General features: G+C 72.0%; 13 protein-coding genes, 3 tRNA genes and 1 pseudogene. 3 read left to right on the top strand and 14 right to left on the bottom strand.

The genetic code is table 11. The annotated features are described in order from the left end of the window. Positions 1-153: 153 nt before the first annotated feature. The 13 genes and pseudogenes from rpmG to D452_RS0104945 all read right to left on the bottom strand — a co-directional run bounded on the left by rpmG (position 154) and on the right by D452_RS0104945 (position 12,713). Positions 154-318, bottom strand: a complete 165-nt coding sequence (gene rpmG, locus D452_RS0104885) for a 50S ribosomal protein L33 (RefSeq protein ID WP_026117477.1) — start codon at positions 316-318, stop codon at positions 154-156. A gap of 101 nt (positions 319-419) precedes the next feature. After that, positions 420-495: transfer RNA gene (locus D452_RS0104890), tRNA-Met, on the bottom strand. Between the two features lie 103 nt (positions 496-598). Beyond that, positions 599-674 (bottom strand) — tRNA-Thr (locus D452_RS0104895). A gap of 293 nt (positions 675-967) precedes the next feature. Beyond that, positions 968-3,073, bottom strand: a complete 2,106-nt coding sequence (locus D452_RS0104900) for an AAA family ATPase (protein WP_017543031.1) — start codon at positions 3,071-3,073, stop codon at positions 968-970. A 228-nt stretch (positions 3,074-3,301) separates the two neighbouring features. Next, positions 3,302-7,996: an SbcC/MukB-like Walker B domain-containing protein gene (locus D452_RS0104905; RefSeq protein ID WP_017543032.1), complete on the bottom strand. Its 4,695-nt coding sequence runs from the start codon at positions 7,994-7,996 to the stop codon at positions 3,302-3,304. Then, positions 7,950-9,319, bottom strand: a pseudogene (locus D452_RS31820) (TIGR02678 family protein). The gene D452_RS0104905 and the pseudogene D452_RS31820 overlap by 47 nt, the downstream one beginning before the upstream one ends. Further along, positions 9,319-10,191: a DUF2397 family protein gene (locus tag D452_RS0104915; RefSeq protein WP_017543033.1), complete on the bottom strand. Its 873-nt coding sequence runs from the start codon at positions 10,189-10,191 to the stop codon at positions 9,319-9,321. Before D452_RS0104915 ends, D452_RS31820 begins: the two are co-directional and overlap by 1 nt. Before the next feature lie 174 nt (positions 10,192-10,365). Continuing rightward, positions 10,366-10,929, bottom strand: coding sequence for a hypothetical protein (locus D452_RS0104920; protein WP_017543034.1), 564 nt, complete (start codon positions 10,927-10,929; stop codon positions 10,366-10,368). A gap of 140 nt (positions 10,930-11,069) precedes the next feature. Next, entirely contained in the window at positions 11,070-11,381 is a 312-nt protein-coding gene (locus D452_RS0104925; RefSeq protein WP_017543035.1) for a hypothetical protein, read from the bottom strand. An 11-nt stretch (positions 11,382-11,392) separates the two neighbouring features. Beyond that, positions 11,393-11,647, bottom strand: a complete 255-nt coding sequence (locus D452_RS0104930) for a hypothetical protein (RefSeq protein WP_017543036.1) — start codon at positions 11,645-11,647, stop codon at positions 11,393-11,395. 12 nt (positions 11,648-11,659) lie between these two features. Then, positions 11,660-11,908: a hypothetical protein gene (locus D452_RS0104935; protein WP_017543037.1), complete on the bottom strand. Its 249-nt coding sequence runs from the start codon at positions 11,906-11,908 to the stop codon at positions 11,660-11,662. A 56-nt stretch (positions 11,909-11,964) separates the two neighbouring features. Beyond that, a complete protein-coding gene (locus D452_RS0104940; RefSeq protein ID WP_017543038.1) occupies positions 11,965-12,210 on the bottom strand; it encodes a hypothetical protein in 246 nt (81 codons plus the stop codon). 421 nt (positions 12,211-12,631) lie between these two features. Next, positions 12,632-12,713, bottom strand: a tRNA-Tyr gene (locus D452_RS0104945). Between the two features lie 222 nt (positions 12,714-12,935). Here D452_RS0104945 and D452_RS0104950 point away from each other — a divergent pair. After that, the gene (locus tag D452_RS0104950) at positions 12,936-13,433 is read left to right on the top strand and encodes a YajQ family cyclic di-GMP-binding protein (RefSeq protein ID WP_017543039.1); all 498 of its coding nucleotides are present in this window, start codon (positions 12,936-12,938) and stop codon (positions 13,431-13,433) included. A 61-nt stretch (positions 13,434-13,494) separates the two neighbouring features. On the opposite strand, the gene D452_RS0104955 is transcribed toward D452_RS0104950, so the two are convergent. Continuing rightward, complete coding sequence (locus D452_RS0104955) at positions 13,495-14,355, bottom strand: M48 family metalloprotease (protein WP_017543040.1); 861 nt, start codon at positions 14,353-14,355, stop codon at positions 13,495-13,497. A 494-nt stretch (positions 14,356-14,849) separates the two neighbouring features. Here D452_RS0104955 and D452_RS0104960 point away from each other — a divergent pair, with 494 nt between their 5' ends. Next, positions 14,850-16,700: a 2-oxoacid:acceptor oxidoreductase subunit alpha gene (locus tag D452_RS0104960; RefSeq protein ID WP_017543041.1), complete on the top strand. Its 1,851-nt coding sequence runs from the start codon at positions 14,850-14,852 to the stop codon at positions 16,698-16,700. Positions 16,701-16,764: 64 nt separating this feature from the next. Further along, on the top strand, positions 16,765-17,419 hold a 655-nt coding region (locus tag D452_RS27710), incomplete at its 3' end, for a 2-oxoacid:ferredoxin oxidoreductase subunit beta (RefSeq protein WP_239646323.1).

The following is a 17,419-nucleotide window of genomic DNA, read 5'->3' on the forward strand; positions in this document are numbered from 1 at the left end:
GTCTCTCCTGTGCGCTGTGCGGTCACGGTGCGGGGGCACTGCGCCCGCCGATCCGTGCCGGCCATAACAAAAGCCCGGTGAGCGAAGTGCTCACCGGGCTGGAGTCTACGAGAAGCCGACCGCTCCCTGCCGGGGACGACGGACCTGGAGAACCTAGCGGGTCTCGCGGTGGTCGTTGTGCTTGCGGCAGTTCGGGCAGAACTTCTTGATCGTCAGACGGTCGGGGGTGTTCCGACGGTTCTTGCGCGTGATGTAGTTCCGGTGATTGCACTCCTGGCAGGCCAGGGTGATCTTCGGCCTCACGTCTGTGGCAGCCACTTCGGAGTGCCTTTCTCGCTGGAGACATTACCTGGGCGCAGTTGAACACTGCTGGAGACCCACGACGACCCCTGAGTACTGCGCCTCAGGGGTCAGCGGGTTGGTAGCGGGGGCCGGACTTGAACCGACGACACAGCGATTATGAGCCGCTTGCTCTACCGACTGAGCTACCCCGCCCCGATCAGAACGGAAGGACATCCTAATCGCGGATGTCCCTCTGTCAAGGCCGGTGAAGTTCCACCGGCCACCCACCTGAGTGGACCGGAACCTCGTCAAGTGGTGGAGCCCCTTTACGGAATCGAACCGTAGACCTTCTCCTTACCATGGAGACGCTCTGCCGACTGAGCTAAAGGGGCGCGCTGTGGGACTTTCTCTCGTCCGCCCCGGGGGCGTACCCCCTTGCGCTGAACATGACTATACAGGGATCCGGGGGTGGTCTGCCAAATCGAGCACCGGGCACCCCCGCGGGGGTCCGCCACAGGACCCGCCCACCCCCTCCCCCGCACCAGTCGCGGAACACGGAAACCCCTGTTCAACAGGGGTCCTGGGGCTCCGAAAGCACCCTCCGCGCAGCCTCGGAAGGAGCCCGAAAAAGGGCCCGGTGTGACGCCGTGCACCCCGGTCCGGGGCATGCGGGGCGGGCAGGCCCTCAGGAGCCGCCCTCGGCAAGCCAGACGTTGGACATCGCGTCGCGGTTGATCGTGCGGATGTCGGCGGGCAGCCCCAGCCTGCGCAGGGCGTCGGACAGCCGGGTGTCGTGGGTGAACACGATGAGCTGCCGGTGCCGTCCCACCTCGGCCAGGACCGCCGCGAGCCCCTCCACGGTCTCGGTGTCCATCGCCTGGACCGGGTCGTCCAGCAGGAGGAAGCCGAAGGGGTTGCCGTCCACCAGCGCGCGCGGCAGGCAGATGGACAGCGCCAGCGCCTGGAACTCGCCCTGGCTGAGCAGCCCGGGCGCGCTGGTCTGGTCGTCGACGCCGTCCACGGAGACGTCCACCTCCACCCTCCGGCGGGCGCCCCGGCCGATCAGCCGCATGCCCTGGAGGTCGATGTGGCGTTCCTGGCGCAGCCGGAACCAGACCTGTTCGGCCTGGGAGGCCACCGGCCCCAGCCGCTCCGCGCGCACTCCGCGCGCGTGCTCGGCCAACCAGTTGAGGGCCGTCTCGGCCACCGCCAGGGTCTCGCTCGCCGCCACGGAGTCCTGGGCGTCGTCCAGCCAGCCGGAGAGGCGTTCGGCGAGGTCGGCCCATCCGTTGGTGGGGTCCTCCAGCCGTTCGGAGGCGTCCCGGCGGGCACTGACCGCCGCCGCGCGGAGTCTGCGGCCCACGGACTCGATGTGCTCGGCCAGCTCCCCGAGGTCCTCGATGTCGGAGCCGGACTCCCAGAGCGCCCACACCTGGCCGAGCTCGCTCTCCGGCGGAAGCCAGGTCGGCACCGGGGAGAGCAGGAACCGGGCCTGGTCGCGCGCGGCGGAGGCGCGGTCGTAGGCCGCCGAGGCCGTGGCGGCCTGGGGCCGGAGCGCGCGGAGCTGCGCGTTGGCGCGGCGTACCCAGTCGGCGCCGAGCGCGCCGGTGGTCGAGCAGGTGGGGCAGGTGGTCTCGGTGGGGTGGCGCTTGTGGTGTTCCAGCGCCTGTTCGAGGAGTTGGACCACTCCGTGCGCGTGGTCGCCCTTGCTGCCCGCCGCCATGGCCAGTTCCATGGCGGCCCCGCGCAGTTCGTTGACGACGTCGGCGATGAGTGTGCGCTCGGGAACGGCCAGGCGGCGCAGCCGGCGCAGGACCACGTGCAGGGCGGGATCGCTGGGGCCGTCGTCGGAGGCGACCCGGCGCAGGGCCTCCAGGTCCATGGAGGGGGCGGAGAGGACTCCCACCGCCTGGACGGCGCGGGGGTCGTTGGAGGCGCCCAGCACCTCCAGGAGGGGCCGCAGCTCACGGGAGGGGCGGTCACGGCGCCGGACCAGGCCGTCGCAGACCTTGGCCAGGCGGCGTTCGGCCTCGGCGAGCCCGGTGAGCCCGAGCAGGGCGGTGAGGGTGTCGTACAGTTCCGCCGCCCGGCCGGTGACCGTGCGGCCGAGTTCGTCGTAGGACAGGAAGGGGCGGTAGCGGACGAGGTTCTCGCCCCAGTCGAGGGTGCGCAGCGGGGAGACGTCGCCGTTCGGGTGCACGACCTCGCCGCGCGCGGAGCGGACGCTCTCCCCGGTCCAGCGGCGGCTGATCCGGGTGGGCCCGGGGTCCCCGGCGATGTGGATGTCCACGGTCGCCTCGGTGCGCTCGTCGTAGTGGAGGTTGCGCCAGCCGTCGCGCCAGCCGGTGGGCATGGCGTCCCAGCGCGGGTTGCGCCCGGTCAGGGCGGCCTCGGCGGCCTCCGCGAAGCTCGACTTCCCCGACCCGTTGCGGCCGACGATGACGGTGAGGCCGGGGCTCGGGGAGAAGGTGAGGTCGGCCGGGCGGCCGATGCCGCGGAACCCCTGGACGCGGATGCCGGTCAGGTAGGCCCGTCGCACCCGTCCGGGCGGGGCCTCGGGGGTCCCCGCGGGGACGATCCCCGGGATGTGCTCGCCCCTCAGGAGCGCCTCAAGCGCCTCCTCACCCCACAGGGCGGCGCCGACCCAGGTGCGGACCTCCTCGGACAGCCCCGAGCGCGCCAGGGCGTCGAGGAGTGCCTTGGTGGTGGGGTCCTCGGTCTGGGGTGCGGCCGCGTGGCCGTCCCGTCCTGTGCGTGTGTCCGCCTCGGGTCCCCGAGTCACCTTCGCCACCCCGCTCCGTTCTCGAACCTGCACCAGCAGAGTAGGACAGGACGGGAGGAAGCGCGCTGGTGATACGCGCGCCGGTCGGCACCCGTGACCCGTTCCACCCACGCCGGACCTCGGGGTTCCCGAGGACCGGAGGTGACCCAGGCCACTGTGGCACGGTCGGCGGGCGCGCGTCGGCGTGTTCGCCGAACCCGCTTCCGGCGGAGGACGGCGTCCGCCGGGACCGCGGGGTCACACACCGACGAGCCGCCTCCTGCTGCCGTCCCAGGTGAAGTGCAGGGTGGCGATCCCCGGGACGTTGGGGTCCCGCAGGCACTCGTAGATGTTGAGGCTCGGCACGCTCGCGAAGCAGCCCCAGACGCGTTCGGACGTGAGCACGAAGTCCAGGTCGAGTTCGACCAGCAGGCCGAGCAGACGTCCGTGCGTGGGCTCGTCGACCTTGGCGAAGGCGTCGTCCAGCAGGATCAGGCGCGGCGCCCACGGTGCGCGGGCGGCCAGGGCGTCGAACTGGGCGGCGGCCGCGGCGAACAGCACGAGGTAGGCGACCACGCGCTGTTCGCCCTGGCTGAGGGCGGTGCGGTGGCCCAGGCGGCGCTCGTCCCCGGCGGAGTCGGTGACGTAGACGGTGAAGGTGAACCAGGATCGGTAGTCGAGCGCGGCCCGCAGCTGGGCGCCGCCGGTGGCGGTGGGGTCCAGGCGGCGGATGGCCTCGATGCAGCGGCGCAGGGCGTCGCGCAGGCGGGTGGTCTGGACCCGGGTGCGCTCGTTCGCGGGGGTGGCCAGGAGCGGGACGACCGCCTCGACGTCGGCGCCCGCGTCGGGCGCCAGGCTCCAGTCCAGGCGCACGCCGAGCCCGGCGGACGTGGTGACGTCCTTGAGGACGTCGTTCATGGTCGCGATGAGGGCGCGGGCCTCGTCGATCTGGCGGGAGAGGTGTCCGGCGAGCTCGCCCAGCAGGTGGCGTTCGAAGGCCTCCTCCTCGGCGACGGCCACGGTCTCCTCGGCCCTCACGACCGCCTCGGCGACGCGTTCGGCGTAGGAGGTGACGTCGTGGGCGCCGTCCTCGTCGTGGACCGTGAGGCGTTTCACCCCGCGCGGCTCGCTGAGCTCGGTGCGGGTCTGGGCCCAGCCCACCGAGGTGAGGAGGCGGTGCAGCTCCTCGCGGCTGCCGAGGATGGCGCTGTCGTCGACCTCGGCGACGCCGTCCTGGGCGGCGAGGCCGTCCTCCAGCTGCGCGGTGAAGGAGGCCAGGAGGGCCAGGCGCTCGTCCGGTCCGGTGGTCTCGGCTTCGGGGTCGCCGATGACCGCCGCCAGGTAGCGGGCCAGCGGCGCGTCGTCCCCGGCGCAGTCCTCAAGCCCGGCCGCGCGGAGCAGTACGGAGTCGGGGACGGTGTCCTCGGTACCGGTGACGGAGCGGCTGTCGGGGTCGCCGATGGTGGTGACGGAGGAGACCAGGGCCTCCCCCACAGCCAGGGCGCGGCGGACCTGTTCGGCGCGCTCGGTCGTGGCGACGTCGAGGCGGGCCTCGGCGCTGACGCGTTCGTCACGGGCGCGCTGGGCGTCGCGTTCGAGTTCGGGGAGGCGTTCGGCGGCCTCCTTGGCGCGTTCCTGGACCTGGGCCCGGGCGGCGTCGATCTGCTCCGAGGCCACGCCCCGGGCGCGATCGCCGAGCTCGAACTGGCGGCGCACGGTGATCATGTCGTCGATCGCGGCGGCGCGGGCGTCCTCGGCGAGGACGCGGGCGGCCCGGGTGCGGGACCACGCGGCGACGTGGCGTTCGTGGTCGGCCAGCTCCCAGGCGAGGACGTCGAGGTCGCGCAGGGCCGAGGCGATCAGGACCCGCAGGTGGTCCAGAGCGCGCAGGGCGCTGTCGAGTTCGGCCCGGACGGTGGGCAGGTACTGGTCCCGGGCCGCCTCGGTCAGGCGGGTGCGGATGCCGAGGAGTTCGGCCCGGGCGGACTCCTCGGCCGTCCGCGCGGTGTCGTGGGCGCGGCGGGCGGCGGCCACGTCGGCCCGGGCGACGTCGAGGGTGGTCCAGGCGCGGATGAGCGGGGCGGCCTCGGGGAGGTCGCGGGAGACCGCGAGCAGTTCGGTGTAGGAGTGCTCCACCGCCCAGCGGCGCTCCCCGGCCTCGGCGAGGAGGGCCTCGGCGATGGCCATGCGCCGGTCGGTGTTGGCGGACTGGCGGTCGCGGGCGCGCTTGCGTGCGGCCTCGCCGATGAACTCGGGTTCGCCCTTGTAGTGGGCTCCGGAGGCCACGCCCAGCCGCCAGCCGCCGGAGAGCGACATGGAGCTGACGGTGGTCACGGCGCTGTCGCGGCGGTGCTTGGGCTCGGTGTCCTCGGCGCTGCCCGGGGTCTCGGAGTGCAGGGCGATGGAGGAGAGCAGGGCGCGGAGGTTGTCGACGTTCATGCCCCGGTCGGGGAAGGCGACGGGGACGAGGACGTCCAGCAGGGTGCGGCCCTTGGCGGGACGGGCCGGGGTGACCATGAGGTCGCGCGTGGTGGGGTCGTAGAGGGTGCCGTCCGCGCGGATCCACCCGGAGAGCAGTCCGCTGGCCTCCAGGGCGGCCTCCAGTCCGGCCTGTTCGCGCTGGGTGAGGCCGTCCGCGAAGTCCACGGCCAGGTGGAAGGGGACGCCGTCGCCGTTCGGGCGCGGGTAGGTGGCCCAGGCGGGTCGCTCGGGGGCGCTGTCGGTGTTGCGGGCGCGGCGGGCGGCGAGTTCGGCGAGTTCGTCGGAGAGCTGGCCCTCCTCGTTGACGGCGACGTCGCGGCGGGCGCGCAGTTCCTCCAGGAGGGGGTCCACGGCGGTGTGGGCGAGGCGGGCGACCGTGGCCGGGACCTGGGGGTCCAGCACGCGCAGGGAGTCGGTGATGGGCAGCTCGACGCTGCCCTCCAGCTCGTGGATGGCCTCGCCGAGGGCGTGGGCGTGGCTGGAATCGCGCAGCCGGGCCGCCCAGGCGCGCACACCGTCGGCGTAGGAGGTGCTCTCGGCCCGCAGGGCGGTGATCGCCTCCTGCTCGCGGGTGTGGGTGTGCTCCAGGACGGACTCGGCGCTCTCGGCCTCGCTGGTCAGGGCGACCAGGCGGCGGTCGGCGGCGGCCTCGGCGGTGGTGAGTCCGGTCAGCCGGGTGGCGAGGTCGGTGCGGTCCGCGGCGGCGTCGGCGCAGGAGGTGAGGCGGTCGTGCAGGCGGCCGAGGTGGTCGCGCAGGTCAGCGAGGTCGACGCCCTCGACGGGTGCGCGCTCCACGGCCTGTTCGAGGCCTTGGAGGTCGACCCGGGTGGTGCTCTCCCGGGGGGCGTGCACGGAGGTGTGGGCGTCGGGGACCTGGCCGAGCGCCTGGGTGTCGAGCCCGGCGGCGGTGGCCGCGCGCGCGGCCTCCAGGTGGGTCTGGCGCAGGACCTCCAGGGCCCGCTCGATGGTGGTGGTGTCCTCACCGAGGCGCTCCACCGCGTGGGTCTCGGTGGTGGCGGCGTGCTCGGCGGCGGCCCAGGCGGCCTCGGCCGCGCGGATGTAGGCGCCGACCGCCGCGTCGTAGGCGCGGCGCTCGTTCGTGGTGGCGGTGGCGGCGCCGTTCTGGGCGGCGGCGAGGGTGCCGTCGTCGGCGTCGGCGGTGTCGCGGGTACGGCGGGCCTGGTCGCGTGCCTCGGCGATCTGGCTCTCCGCGGTGATGAGCTCGTCCAACTCGGAGCGAAGGCGGTCGGTCTCCTCGGTGCGGCGGGTGCAGGCGTCGAGCTGTTCGCGGACCTCAGCCGAGCGGGCGCGCAGGGTGTGCAGGAGGTAACCGTGGTAGTCGGTGAGGAAGGTGGCCACTCCGGCCCCGGCCTCGGTGAGGCCGTTCTTCTCGCTCCGGGCCTGTTCGAGGTCGGCGATGTTGCGGGCGACCTCGTCCAGGACGGACTCGTCCATGGGCGGGAGGGCCTCGGACAGGACGCCGACCAGCTCTCCGGCCTCCAGGCGGTCGCCGATGGTGGGGCGGCGCAGGCGGTAGAGCAGGTGGATGAGGTTGCGGTAGCGGACGGAGTCGTCGATCCCGAACAGGTCGCGCATCACGCGGGCACGATAGGGGACGGCGCTGGTGAAGCAGTTGTCCGCGCCGATCTCCGAGCGCAGCCGGTCCACGGGCTTGGGGCGGCCGTCGGTGACCAGGTCGAGGTCGTGCCCCACCCGGCGGTCGGTCACGAAGAACACGCAGCGCGGGTCGGCGTCGCCGACGGCCATGACGGCCGCGCCGAGGGTGATGTGCCGGGGCGGGGCTCCGGGGGCGTCCGCGTCAGTGTCCGCCGGGGCCTCGGAGTCGGTGGCCGGGTCCGCTGCGTTCGCCGGGTCCGCCAGAGGGTCGGCGGGGGCCGGGGCGAGGGCGGCAAGCAGCGCGGAGGCGGTGGTGGGACCGGCCGGGGCGGGCCCGGCGGAGCCGCGCGAGGAGGCGGCCGCGTCCAGGCCCCGGTCACCGCGCGCGGTGGTGAACTCGACCCACAGGTAGCCCAGTCGCGTGGCGGGCCCTGAGCTGGCGTCGGTGTCGCCGCGGGAGGGGTCGGTGCCGTCAGCGGAGGCGGCCCCCCCGTTGTCGGACACGGGTTCGGCGGGGCCGCCGAGCAGGTCGGGGCCGGTGCCCTCCTCGACCGGCCCGCGCGCCGCGCGGGGGTCGTCGGCCATCAGCCAGCGCAGGCTGGTGCGGTTGGTGCCGGTGGTGTCCAGACGCCGGACGTCGCCGTCCAGCAGGAAGGGCAGCAGCATCTCCAGGGCCTTGGACTTGCCCGCGCCGTTGCGGCCGCGCAGCAGCAGCCGCCCCTCGGCGAAGTCCAGGACGTGGTCGTCGTACTGCCACACGTTCCTGATGCCCGCGCGTTCCAGGCGGTAACGGGGGGTGTCGGCAGGATCAGCCGGAGCCGTCCCGGGGGCCTGGATCGTCTCCTGTGTCACCACTGGTCGCGCTCACCTTCTCGTTCGCCACCGCTTGCAGCACGGACGTCACCCGGTCGAGGTCGTCTCGGGGGTCGGTCTGGGGATCGGGTTCGTCCTGACCGGAACCACGCGGTTGCGCGGGGAGTGTCCGGCTGTCTTCGTCATTGTCCTGGATCATCGGGACGCGCTCGTCCACGTCGGCGCCGAACCGGGCCGCCGCGGCGGTGAGCGCCCACTGTCCGGGGCCTCCCGTGAGCAGGCCGAGGGCGGCGAGGAGCTCCAGCGCGAGGGCCGACAGCCGTTCCGGGTCGGGAATCTCGGGTCCGGCGGTGCGCGCCCACTCGGCGCGGACCGGGGCGTCGGCGCCGCCGAAGGCGTCCAGCGCGGTACGTAGTTCCAGGTCGGGAACGGGGACGGAGGTGGCGGGGCGGCCGGGGTGCAGGCGACCGGAGAGGTGACGGACCAGGGACAGGGCGGTGCGGCCCACCGGGTCGTCGGAGGGGAAGCGCTGGGCGGCGTCGGTCTCGTCCGGCATGACGAGCGCCACACCCTCGGCGCGGATCTCCGTGTCGCAGCCGAGGAGGTTGCCCAGGGCGGCGGCGGCCCGCCACTGGTGGGCGGCGGGGGGNGGCGGTCGGGAAGGTGTTCGCGGTAGACCACGGCGGTCTCGGCGAGCAGGCGGCGCAGGGCGATCTCGCCCGCCTGGTCACCCTCCGGGTCCGGGTCGGCCGCGTCGGCGAGGAAGGAGTCCGGGTCGTCCCCCGCCCGGGGCAGGTGGGCGGTGACCGCGCGCAGGGCGCCGGTGTCCGGGGTGAGTTCGACGTCGACCACGGGGTCCGCCTGGTGGGCGCGGACGGTTCCGGCGGTCTCGGTGAGCGCTCCGAGGCCGACCAGGTGGTGCAGGGCCGCGCAGAAGGCGCGGCGTTCGCCGAGTCCGCGTCCGGGGTCGGCGTCGATCCCGGCCTCCCGGGCGGCGGCGCGGACCCCCGCGGTGAGGGACCGCGCGGTGGTGGGTCCGGTCTGTTCGACCAGGACCGCGAGCGCCAGCGCCAGGTAGGTGTGGGTGCGCGGGGTGAAACGGGCTCCGGTGGCGCGTTCGGCGGGGCGGACGACCTCGTCGACGAGCCCCCGCTTGACCAGGCGGGCGTGTTCGTCGGCCACGGTCAGGCGGTAGCCGAGGACCCGCTGGAAGCGCTGGACGAGCCACTCGGCGTGGGAGCGCACGAGGGAGAACTCGGCCGGGTGCGTACGCCGGGTGAGCAGGGGCCGCGCCATGAGGGCGCGGGCGGCGGCCTGTCGCTCACCGATGAGGGCGGCGTCCTCCGTGTGCGCGCTGGTCTCCATCACTCCCACCTTCCGGTCCGGTGCGTGTCCGTGACGATGCCGATGGGACCGGTGGTCTCCACGTCGGGGTCCGAGGGGTCGGCGGCGCCCTGGGGCACGGGGCCGGGGTCCGGGGGTTCCGAGTCGGCGGCGGCCGGGGGGTTGGGGTCAGCGTCGGCCGGCGGTTCCGGGTCGGTGTCGGGCGCGGCAGCCTCAGCAGGGGTGTTCGGGCGCTCCCCGGGCGGCGTGACCACGGCGTGCTGTTCGTAGGAGGTGACGCACAGGCTCAGACCCTCCAGCGTCAGGTCGCCGCCCTCACCGCGGATGGTGAGCTCCGCCCCGGGTGAGGCGTGGACGTGCAGTCGCAGTCCGAACTCCAGGTCCCCGGCGGAGGTGGGGCGGCGGGAGGCGTCACCGGAGCCGAGCGCGGCCGTGAGGAGCTCCATGAGGACCTCCATGCCCGCGCCGGACAGGTCCAGCCGGGCGCGGTCGGCGGTGGGTGCGGTGAGCAGGGAACGGATCTGCTCCGCACCGGCACGGCGCCAGTGCGCGGAGGACTCGGCCGCGTCGCGCAGGCGGGCCTGCTGGGCCCGGTGGTCGCGCACGGGTTCGGGCGGGCGGGTTCCGGGGTGTTCGGTGACGGTGCTGCGGTCGGCTTCGGCGTGCCACCAGCTGGTGGTGGCCGCGACGGTGTCGTCGACGCGCCCCTCCAGGTGGCATGCGGGGTGCAGGGCGAAGGCCGCCGTGGCCAGTGCCTCGGCGCGATCCGGTTCGGCGCCCTCGAACCAGGCGGCCAGGCGCAGCAGTGCGGCGCGGCCGTGCCGTGGCACCGGTCGGTCACCGGTGCCCTGTCCTTCGTCCGCGCGGTCGTCCGCCCACTGGTTGAGTCCCACAACTCAGCAGACTAGAGACCTCCGGGGCTCGCCACGCCCGGTTCGGCCACCCCGGACCCCGGTGAACACCACCTCGCGCCCGATCTGACCAGCGAGTTCGAGAGTTTTCTCGACTTTGGGAGGATTCGGGGAAGCGAGGGCGGAGTCGAAGCTCACGTTCGCTCCGCCCCGGTCTCAGTCCTCGGCGGGGCCGGGAAGGGTGAGCCGTCCGCCGTCGGCCTCGTCCAGCGCGTCCCGCTGCGCCTGTGGCATGTCGTCGTCGTACTCGGTGACCGTGTAGGTGGAGAAGTACCAGATCCCGTCCACCTCCACGGGGTCGCCGAGTTCCAACTCCACGTCGTAGGGGTCGTTCTGGCAGCCCTGGTCCATGCACCAGGTGCCCAGGATCTCGCCCTCACCGCGTGCGCGGGTGTGGTCCCACTCGTCCCACTCCATGTCGGAGAAGGTCGTGGACCCCGTGGCGACGTAGGTCTGCGGCCGCTGGTCGTCGAAGCCCTCCTCGTCGCCGTGCAGGTTGAGGACCTGGACCTCCCCCTCGGCGGCCGGACCGTCCCCTGACTCCGGGGAGCCGTCCGTTCCCGGGGCGTCGTCCTGCGCGGTGGGGTCGTCCTGCGCGGTGGGGTCGTCCTGCGCGGTGGGGCGGTCGTCCTCGGGGTCCTCCGACTGGCCGCAGGCCGGGACCGTCAGCACCAGGGCGGTCCCGAACAACAGGGCGCGGGCCAAGAGTGTGGGCTTCAACCGGCCTCCTAGGTTCGATGGGATCGCGACCCATCCTCGTCGCGGGAAGCGGCGAGGCCCCCCGGCACACGCCGGGGGGCCTCGAACCCGCTCTGTTCCGTCACCGGAGCCCTGGGGCTCCGTCGACCACGCTCAGGTGGTCAGTAGCCGTAGCCGTGGTCGCCCTCTTCGGCACGGTCGTGGTCACCCTTGTCAGCACTGTCGTGACTGATGTTGGTGCTCGCCGGGCCGTTGACGCAGTCGCCAGCGGTCTGCGGCGACAGGATCGGCACGTTGGCGCCGACCAGGCCGACAGCCAGCTCGGTGTTGCACAGCTGAATCGGAACCAACTGGAGGTTCTGATTGAACTGCTGGTCGCCACCGTGCGAGCCGGCGGACGCCGGGGCGGCCGCGAGCATCGCGCCGAGCGCGACACCGGCGATCGCCGTGGCGGCGGTGAACCTGCGCAGCATGTGCGGTTCCCCTAGTCGATGTTGGTGCTGATCGGGCCGTTGACGCAGTCGCCCGTGGTCTGCGGCGACAGGATCGGCACGTTGACGCCAGCCAGGAGACCGACAGCCAGCTCGGTGTTGCACAGCTGGACCGGGATGGCCTGGAGGTTCTGGTTGTACTGCTGGTCGCCACCGTGGGAACCGTGGGAGGCGGACACGGGAGCGGCCGCGAGGATGGCGCCGAGAGCGACACCGGCGATGGCGGTGGCAGCGGTGAACTTACGCATTGTGGGGTTCTCCTAGTCGATGTTGGTGCTGATCGGGCCGTTGACGCAGTCGCCCGTGGTCTGCGGCGACAGGATCGGCACGTTGACGCCGACCAGGCCGACGGCGGCGCTGGTGTTGCACAGCTGAACCGGAACCAGCTGGAGGTTCTGGTTGTACTGCTGGTCGCCACCGTGCGAGCCAGCGGAGGCCGGGGTGGCGGCCAGGACGGCGGAGAAAGCAGCACCAGCGACGAGGCCGGCAATGCCGAGCTTACGCAGCATTGAATTACCCTTCGGAGAAGTTTGAGATATGGTCTCGGTCGAACCGATTGCCGGAACTAGCTGATGTTGGTGCCGATGGGGCCGTTCACGCAGTCGCCCGTGGTCTGCGGCGACAGGATCGGCACGGTGACGGCAACCAGGCCAACGCTGCCCGTCAGGTTGCAGGACTGGATCGGGACGAGCTGCAGGTTCTGGTTGAACTGCTGGTCACCACCGTGCGAGGCGTGAGCGGGAGCGCCCATGAGGAGCGCGCCCATCGCGGCACCAGCGACCAGGCCAGCAGCGGTCAGCTTCTTGATCATGTTTCCCCCGAGAATTCAAGCGAGGCATTGACAGAAAAAGACGCAGGCGCTTTTGCACCTGTGTCGCGGTGGACTGATGCAATCATCATCCGCCCCCCGATTTTTGTCAACGCCGAAACCCCACCAGCCAATTGTCCAGATTGCCGGTTGAATTCCTTTTGCCCTTGAAAACAAAAGGGATGATGCGGTGATTTATCGGCCCGACTCGACCCCGCCGAAACGATCAAAGATCACACAGAGTGACCGAAGCGCACTCGGAGCGTGACCATCTCGCAACCGCCCGAATCATCTGACCGCCCGTGAGCACCCACCCACGTGGTGTCACGGGAGTGAAGAGGCCACCCCCGGTCCACCGCGGGTCGGCCCCGGACACGACGAAGCCCCCGGCACCTGTTGGTGCCGGGGGCTTCGGTACTCCCTGTGGCGGGTGAAGGATTCGAACCTTCGAAGGCTAAGCCGACGGATTTACAGTCCGCTCCCATTGGCCGCTCGGGCAACCCGCCTGGGCTGCTGCGACGCTTGGCGTCGCCGCGCAGGAACGACAATAGCGGATGATGGGCCCGAACCTGAAATCGATTCCCGCGCGCGCCTCCGCCGGGCTCGTCAGGCGGGGTCGGGCGCCGCGCGGCTAAGCTCTGAACCGGCCCGGACCGGGCCGGACGAGACGCACACGGGCGCCCCACGGCGCACCGTGACCCATGAGACGTAGCGGGGTGTGAGAGTACGTGGCCGCCGAATCCAGTTTCGACGTGGTGTCCAAGCTCGACCGTCAGGAGGTCGACAACGCGCTGAACCAGGCGGGCAAGGAGCTGTCCCAGAGGTTCGACTTCAAGGGCACGGGGACCACCATCGCCTGGCAGGGCGAGGACGGCATCGAGATCAAGAGCGGCTCCGAGGAGCGCGCCCTGGCCGCCCTGGACGTCTTCAAGGAGAAGCTGGTCAAGCGCAAGCTCTCCTTGAAGATCCTGGACTCGGCCGAGGAGGCCAAGCCCTCCGGCAAGGAGTACCGCCTGCCGATCAGCCTCAAGGAGGGCATCTCCTCCGAGGACGCCAAGAAGATCTCCAAGCTCATCCGGGACGAGGGCCCCAAGGGTGTCAAGGCCCAGATCCAGGGCGAGGAGCTGCGGGTGAGCTCCAAGAAGAAGGACGATCTCCAGAGCGTCATGAACCTCATCAAGGACAAGGACTTCGACCTGGCGCTCCAGTTCGTGAACTACCGCTAGGCATCCGACGAACGGCCGCCCGCCCCGACAGGGGAGGGCGGCCGTCGCGTCGTGTGGGGCCTCATCGCATGTCCCACTTGCGGCGCAGCTCGCGGAGACGGCGCACCCGCTCCTCCACCGGCGGGTGTGCGGCGAACAGGCGGCCCACCCCTCCGGGGAAGGGGTTGGTGGTCATCAGGTGCGAGGCCGCCAGCAGGGCGCGCTCCTTGGGCAGCGGGTAGGCGCGGTTCCCGGACTCCAGCTTGGTCAGCGCGTCGGCCAGCCCCAGGGGGTCACCGGTGATCTCCGCGGCCCGCTCGTCGGCCCGGAACTCCCGGGCCCGGCCCACCCCGAAGTAGACGACCATCGCCGCCAGCGGGGCCAGGACCACCATCATCAGGCCGCCGAGCAGGTTGGGCAGGTCCGTCTCCTCGGAGTCCCCCAGCGGGATCAGGAACGAGACCGCCGTCAGTGCGGTGATGAGCGCGGTGAGGGTCGCCGCCACCGAGCTGATCAGGGTGTCGTGCGCGCGGATGTGCGCCAGTTCGTGGGCGAGCACGCCGCGCAGTTCGCGTTCGTTGAGGGCGCGCAGCAGGCCCGTGGTGCAGCACAGGGCTGCGCGGCGGGGGCTGCTGCCGGTGGCGAAGGCGTTGGGCGAGCGCACCGGGGAGAGGTAGAGGCGGGGCATGGGCTGCCGAGCGGCCGTCGCCAGTTCCCGCACCATCCGGTAGAGCTCGGGGCGCTCGATCTCGCTGACCGGGCGGGCGCGCATCGCGCGCAGCGCGAGGGAGTTTCCGAAGAGGTAGACCAGGATCCCCGCGCAGGCCACCAGCGCCACCGAGACCTGGATCCCCTTCTCCGCTCCGCACAGCCAGCCGACCACGACGGCGAGCACCGAGGCGCCGACGAACAGGCCCACCGCGCGGATCGCGTTGACGTGCACGCGCCCTCCTTCCGCTGTTCGCCGCTGCCCGGCTGTGGATGCGTACATGGTGACAAACGTGCGGGTCCGCGTCTTGCGTTCCCCATGTGACCAGCTGTCGGTCACATCCCGCTTCCAGCCCGGATTCGGAGGGGTTGTGACAATGGCCACCCGCCCCGCCCCGGGGTCGGGACGACGACCTATAGTGCCAACGTGGCCCTTGTCACTCCGAACACCACGGGGACGGGACGGCGCTCCAGCGGGGCGGGCGTCCCCTTCGAGGTGAGCGGGGGGCCGTGCCGTCGGAGGCGGGAAGCCGAGGTCGGCCCGGCCGCGGTCCGAGACCGCCGAAACACCACCCGGGGTTGGCGCACCCAGGGCGTGTGGGGGCCACGCCGTCCTCCTGCCCCCGATCCAGGCACCCGGCACGTGACGGTGAGGTTCGGCCGGGGGTAGACACCACAGCGCCGCCGCCCGTCACGACCGGCGGCTGACCAAGGAGGTCTTCGATCTCAGTGGCCAAACAAATCGAGCAGCTCGACCGGGTCATCATCCGGTTCGCCGGGGACTCCGGCGACGGGATGCAGTTGACCGGTGACCGTTTCACCCAGGAGACAGCGTCGTTCGGCAACGACCTCTCGACCCTGCCGAACTTCCCCGCCGAGATCCGTGCCCCCGCCGGGACCCTCCCCGGGGTGTCCAGCTTCCAGCTCCACTTCGCCGACCACGACATCGTGACGCCGGGTGACGCACCGGACGTGCTGGTGGCGATGAACCCCGCCGCGTTGAAGGCCAACCTCGGAGACCTGCCCCCGGGCGCGACCGTCATCGTCAACACCGACGAGTTCACCAAGCGCAGCCTGGCCAGGGTCGGCTACGCGGTCGACCCCCTCACCGACGGGAGCCTGGACGGGTTCCACGTGAGCGCGGTGGGCCTCACCTCAATGACGGTGGCCGCCCTGGAGGGGTCCGGTCTGTCAAAGAAGGACGCCCAGCGCGCCAAGAACATGTTCGCGCTGGGGCTGCTGTCGTGGATGTACAACCGCCCCACCGAGGGCACGACCTCGTTCCTGAAGTCGAAGTTCGCCAGCAAGCCGGACATCCTCGCCGCCAACCTCACGGCGTTCCAGGCCGGATGGAACTTCGGGGAGACCACGGAGGACTTCGCGGTCTCCTACGAGGTCAAGCCCGCGAAGCTCCCCCCGGGCACCTACCGCAACATCACCGGGAACCTGGCCACCGCCTACGGGCTGATCGCCGGGTCGCGGCGGTCCGGTCTGCCCCTGTTCCTGGGTTCGTACCCGATCACCCCCGCCTCCGACATCCTGCACGAGCTCTCCAGGCACAAGCGGTTCGGCGTGCGCACGTTCCAGGCGGAGGACGAGATCGCCGGCGTCGGCGCGGCGATCGGCGCTTCGTTCGGCGGATCGCTCGGGGTCACGACCACCTCCGGCCCCGGCATGGTGCTGAAGCAGGAGGCCGTGGGGCTGGCCGTGATGACCGAGCTCCCGCTGGTGGTCGTGGACGTGCAGCGGGCCGGTCCGAGCACCGGCATGCCCACCAAGACCGAGCAGACCGACCTGCTCATGGCGCTGTACGGCCGCAACGGGGAGTCCCCTGTGCCAGTGGTGGCGCCCTCCTCCCCCGCCGACTGCTTCGACGCGGCGCTGGAAGCGGTCCGCCTGGCCGTGCGGTACCGGACCCCGGTGGTGATGCTCTCCGACGGCTACCTGGCCAACGGTTCGGAGCCCTGGCGCCTGCCCGAGGTGTCGGAGCTGCCGGTGATCGACCCCGGCTTCGCCACGCGGCCCAACGGGCCCGACGGCGAGTTCCTGCCGTACCTGCGGGACGAGGAGACACTGGCCCGACCGTGGGCGGTGCCGGGCACGGCGGGCCTGGAACACCGGATCGGCGGGATCGAGAAGCACGCCCGGACCGGAGACATCTCGTACACACCCGACAACCACGACCTCATGGTCCGCACCCGCCAGGCCAAAGTGGACGCCATCGCCCGGGACATCCCGGAGCTGGAGGTCTCCGACCCCACGGGCGACGCGAACGTGCTCGTGCTGGGCTGGGGCGGCACCTACGGGTCGATCACCGCCGCCGTGCGCCGGGTCCGGCGTTCGGGGGGCCGGGTCGCACAGGCGCACCTGCGCCACCTCAACCCCTTCCCGACCAACCTCGGCGACGTGCTGCGGAGCTACGACCGGGTCGTGGTCCCGGAGATCAACCTGGGCCAGCTGTCGCTGCTGCTGCGCGGCCGGTTCCTGGTGGACGTCATCGGTTACAACAAGGTCCGCGGTCTGCCCTTCAAGGCGGAGGAGCTCGCGGACGTGCTGCGGGAGGTCATCGACCGTGACTGAGAACTCGAACGGGACGCCCCCGGCCGGACTGCGGCTGGTGCCCAGAACCGACGCCGAGTACCGGATGAAGGACTTCAAGTCCGACCAGGAGGTGCGCTGGTGCCCGGGGTGCGGCGACTACGCGGTCCTCGCCGCCTTCCAGTCGTTCCTGCCGCAGCTGGGCGTACCCCGCGAGAACATCGTGATGGTGTCCGGGATCGGCTGCTCCTCGCGCTTCCCGTACTACCTGAGCACCTACGGCGTGCACTCGATCCACGGGCGCGCCCCGGCGATCGCGACGGGGCTGGCGGCGAGCCGCCCGGACCTGTCGGTGTGGGTGGTCACGGGTGACGGCGACGGTCTGTCCATCGGCGGCAACCACCTGATCCACGCGCTGCGCCGCAACGTGAACATCAACATCCTGCTGTTCAACAACCGCATCTACGGGCTGACCAAGGGCCAGTACTCCCCCACCTCCGAGGCCGGGAAGATCACGAAGTCCTCGCCGGTGGGATCGCTGGACCAGCCGTTCAACCCGGTGTCGTTGGCGCTGGGCGCCGAGGCGAGCTTCGTCGCCCGGACCGTCGACTCCGACCGCAAGCACCTGACCTCGGTGCTGCGCGCGGCGGCGGACCACCCCGGTGCGTCGTTCGTGGAGATCTACCAGAACTGCCCGATCTTCAACGACGACGCCTTCGAGCCGCTGAAGGACCCGGCCGCCCGGGACCTGCGGCTGCCGC

Origin of the sequence: Nocardiopsis prasina DSM 43845 (assembly GCF_000341265.1) — a bacterium.
Classification (GTDB): domain Bacteria; phylum Actinomycetota; class Actinomycetes; order Streptosporangiales; family Streptosporangiaceae; genus Nocardiopsis; species Nocardiopsis prasina.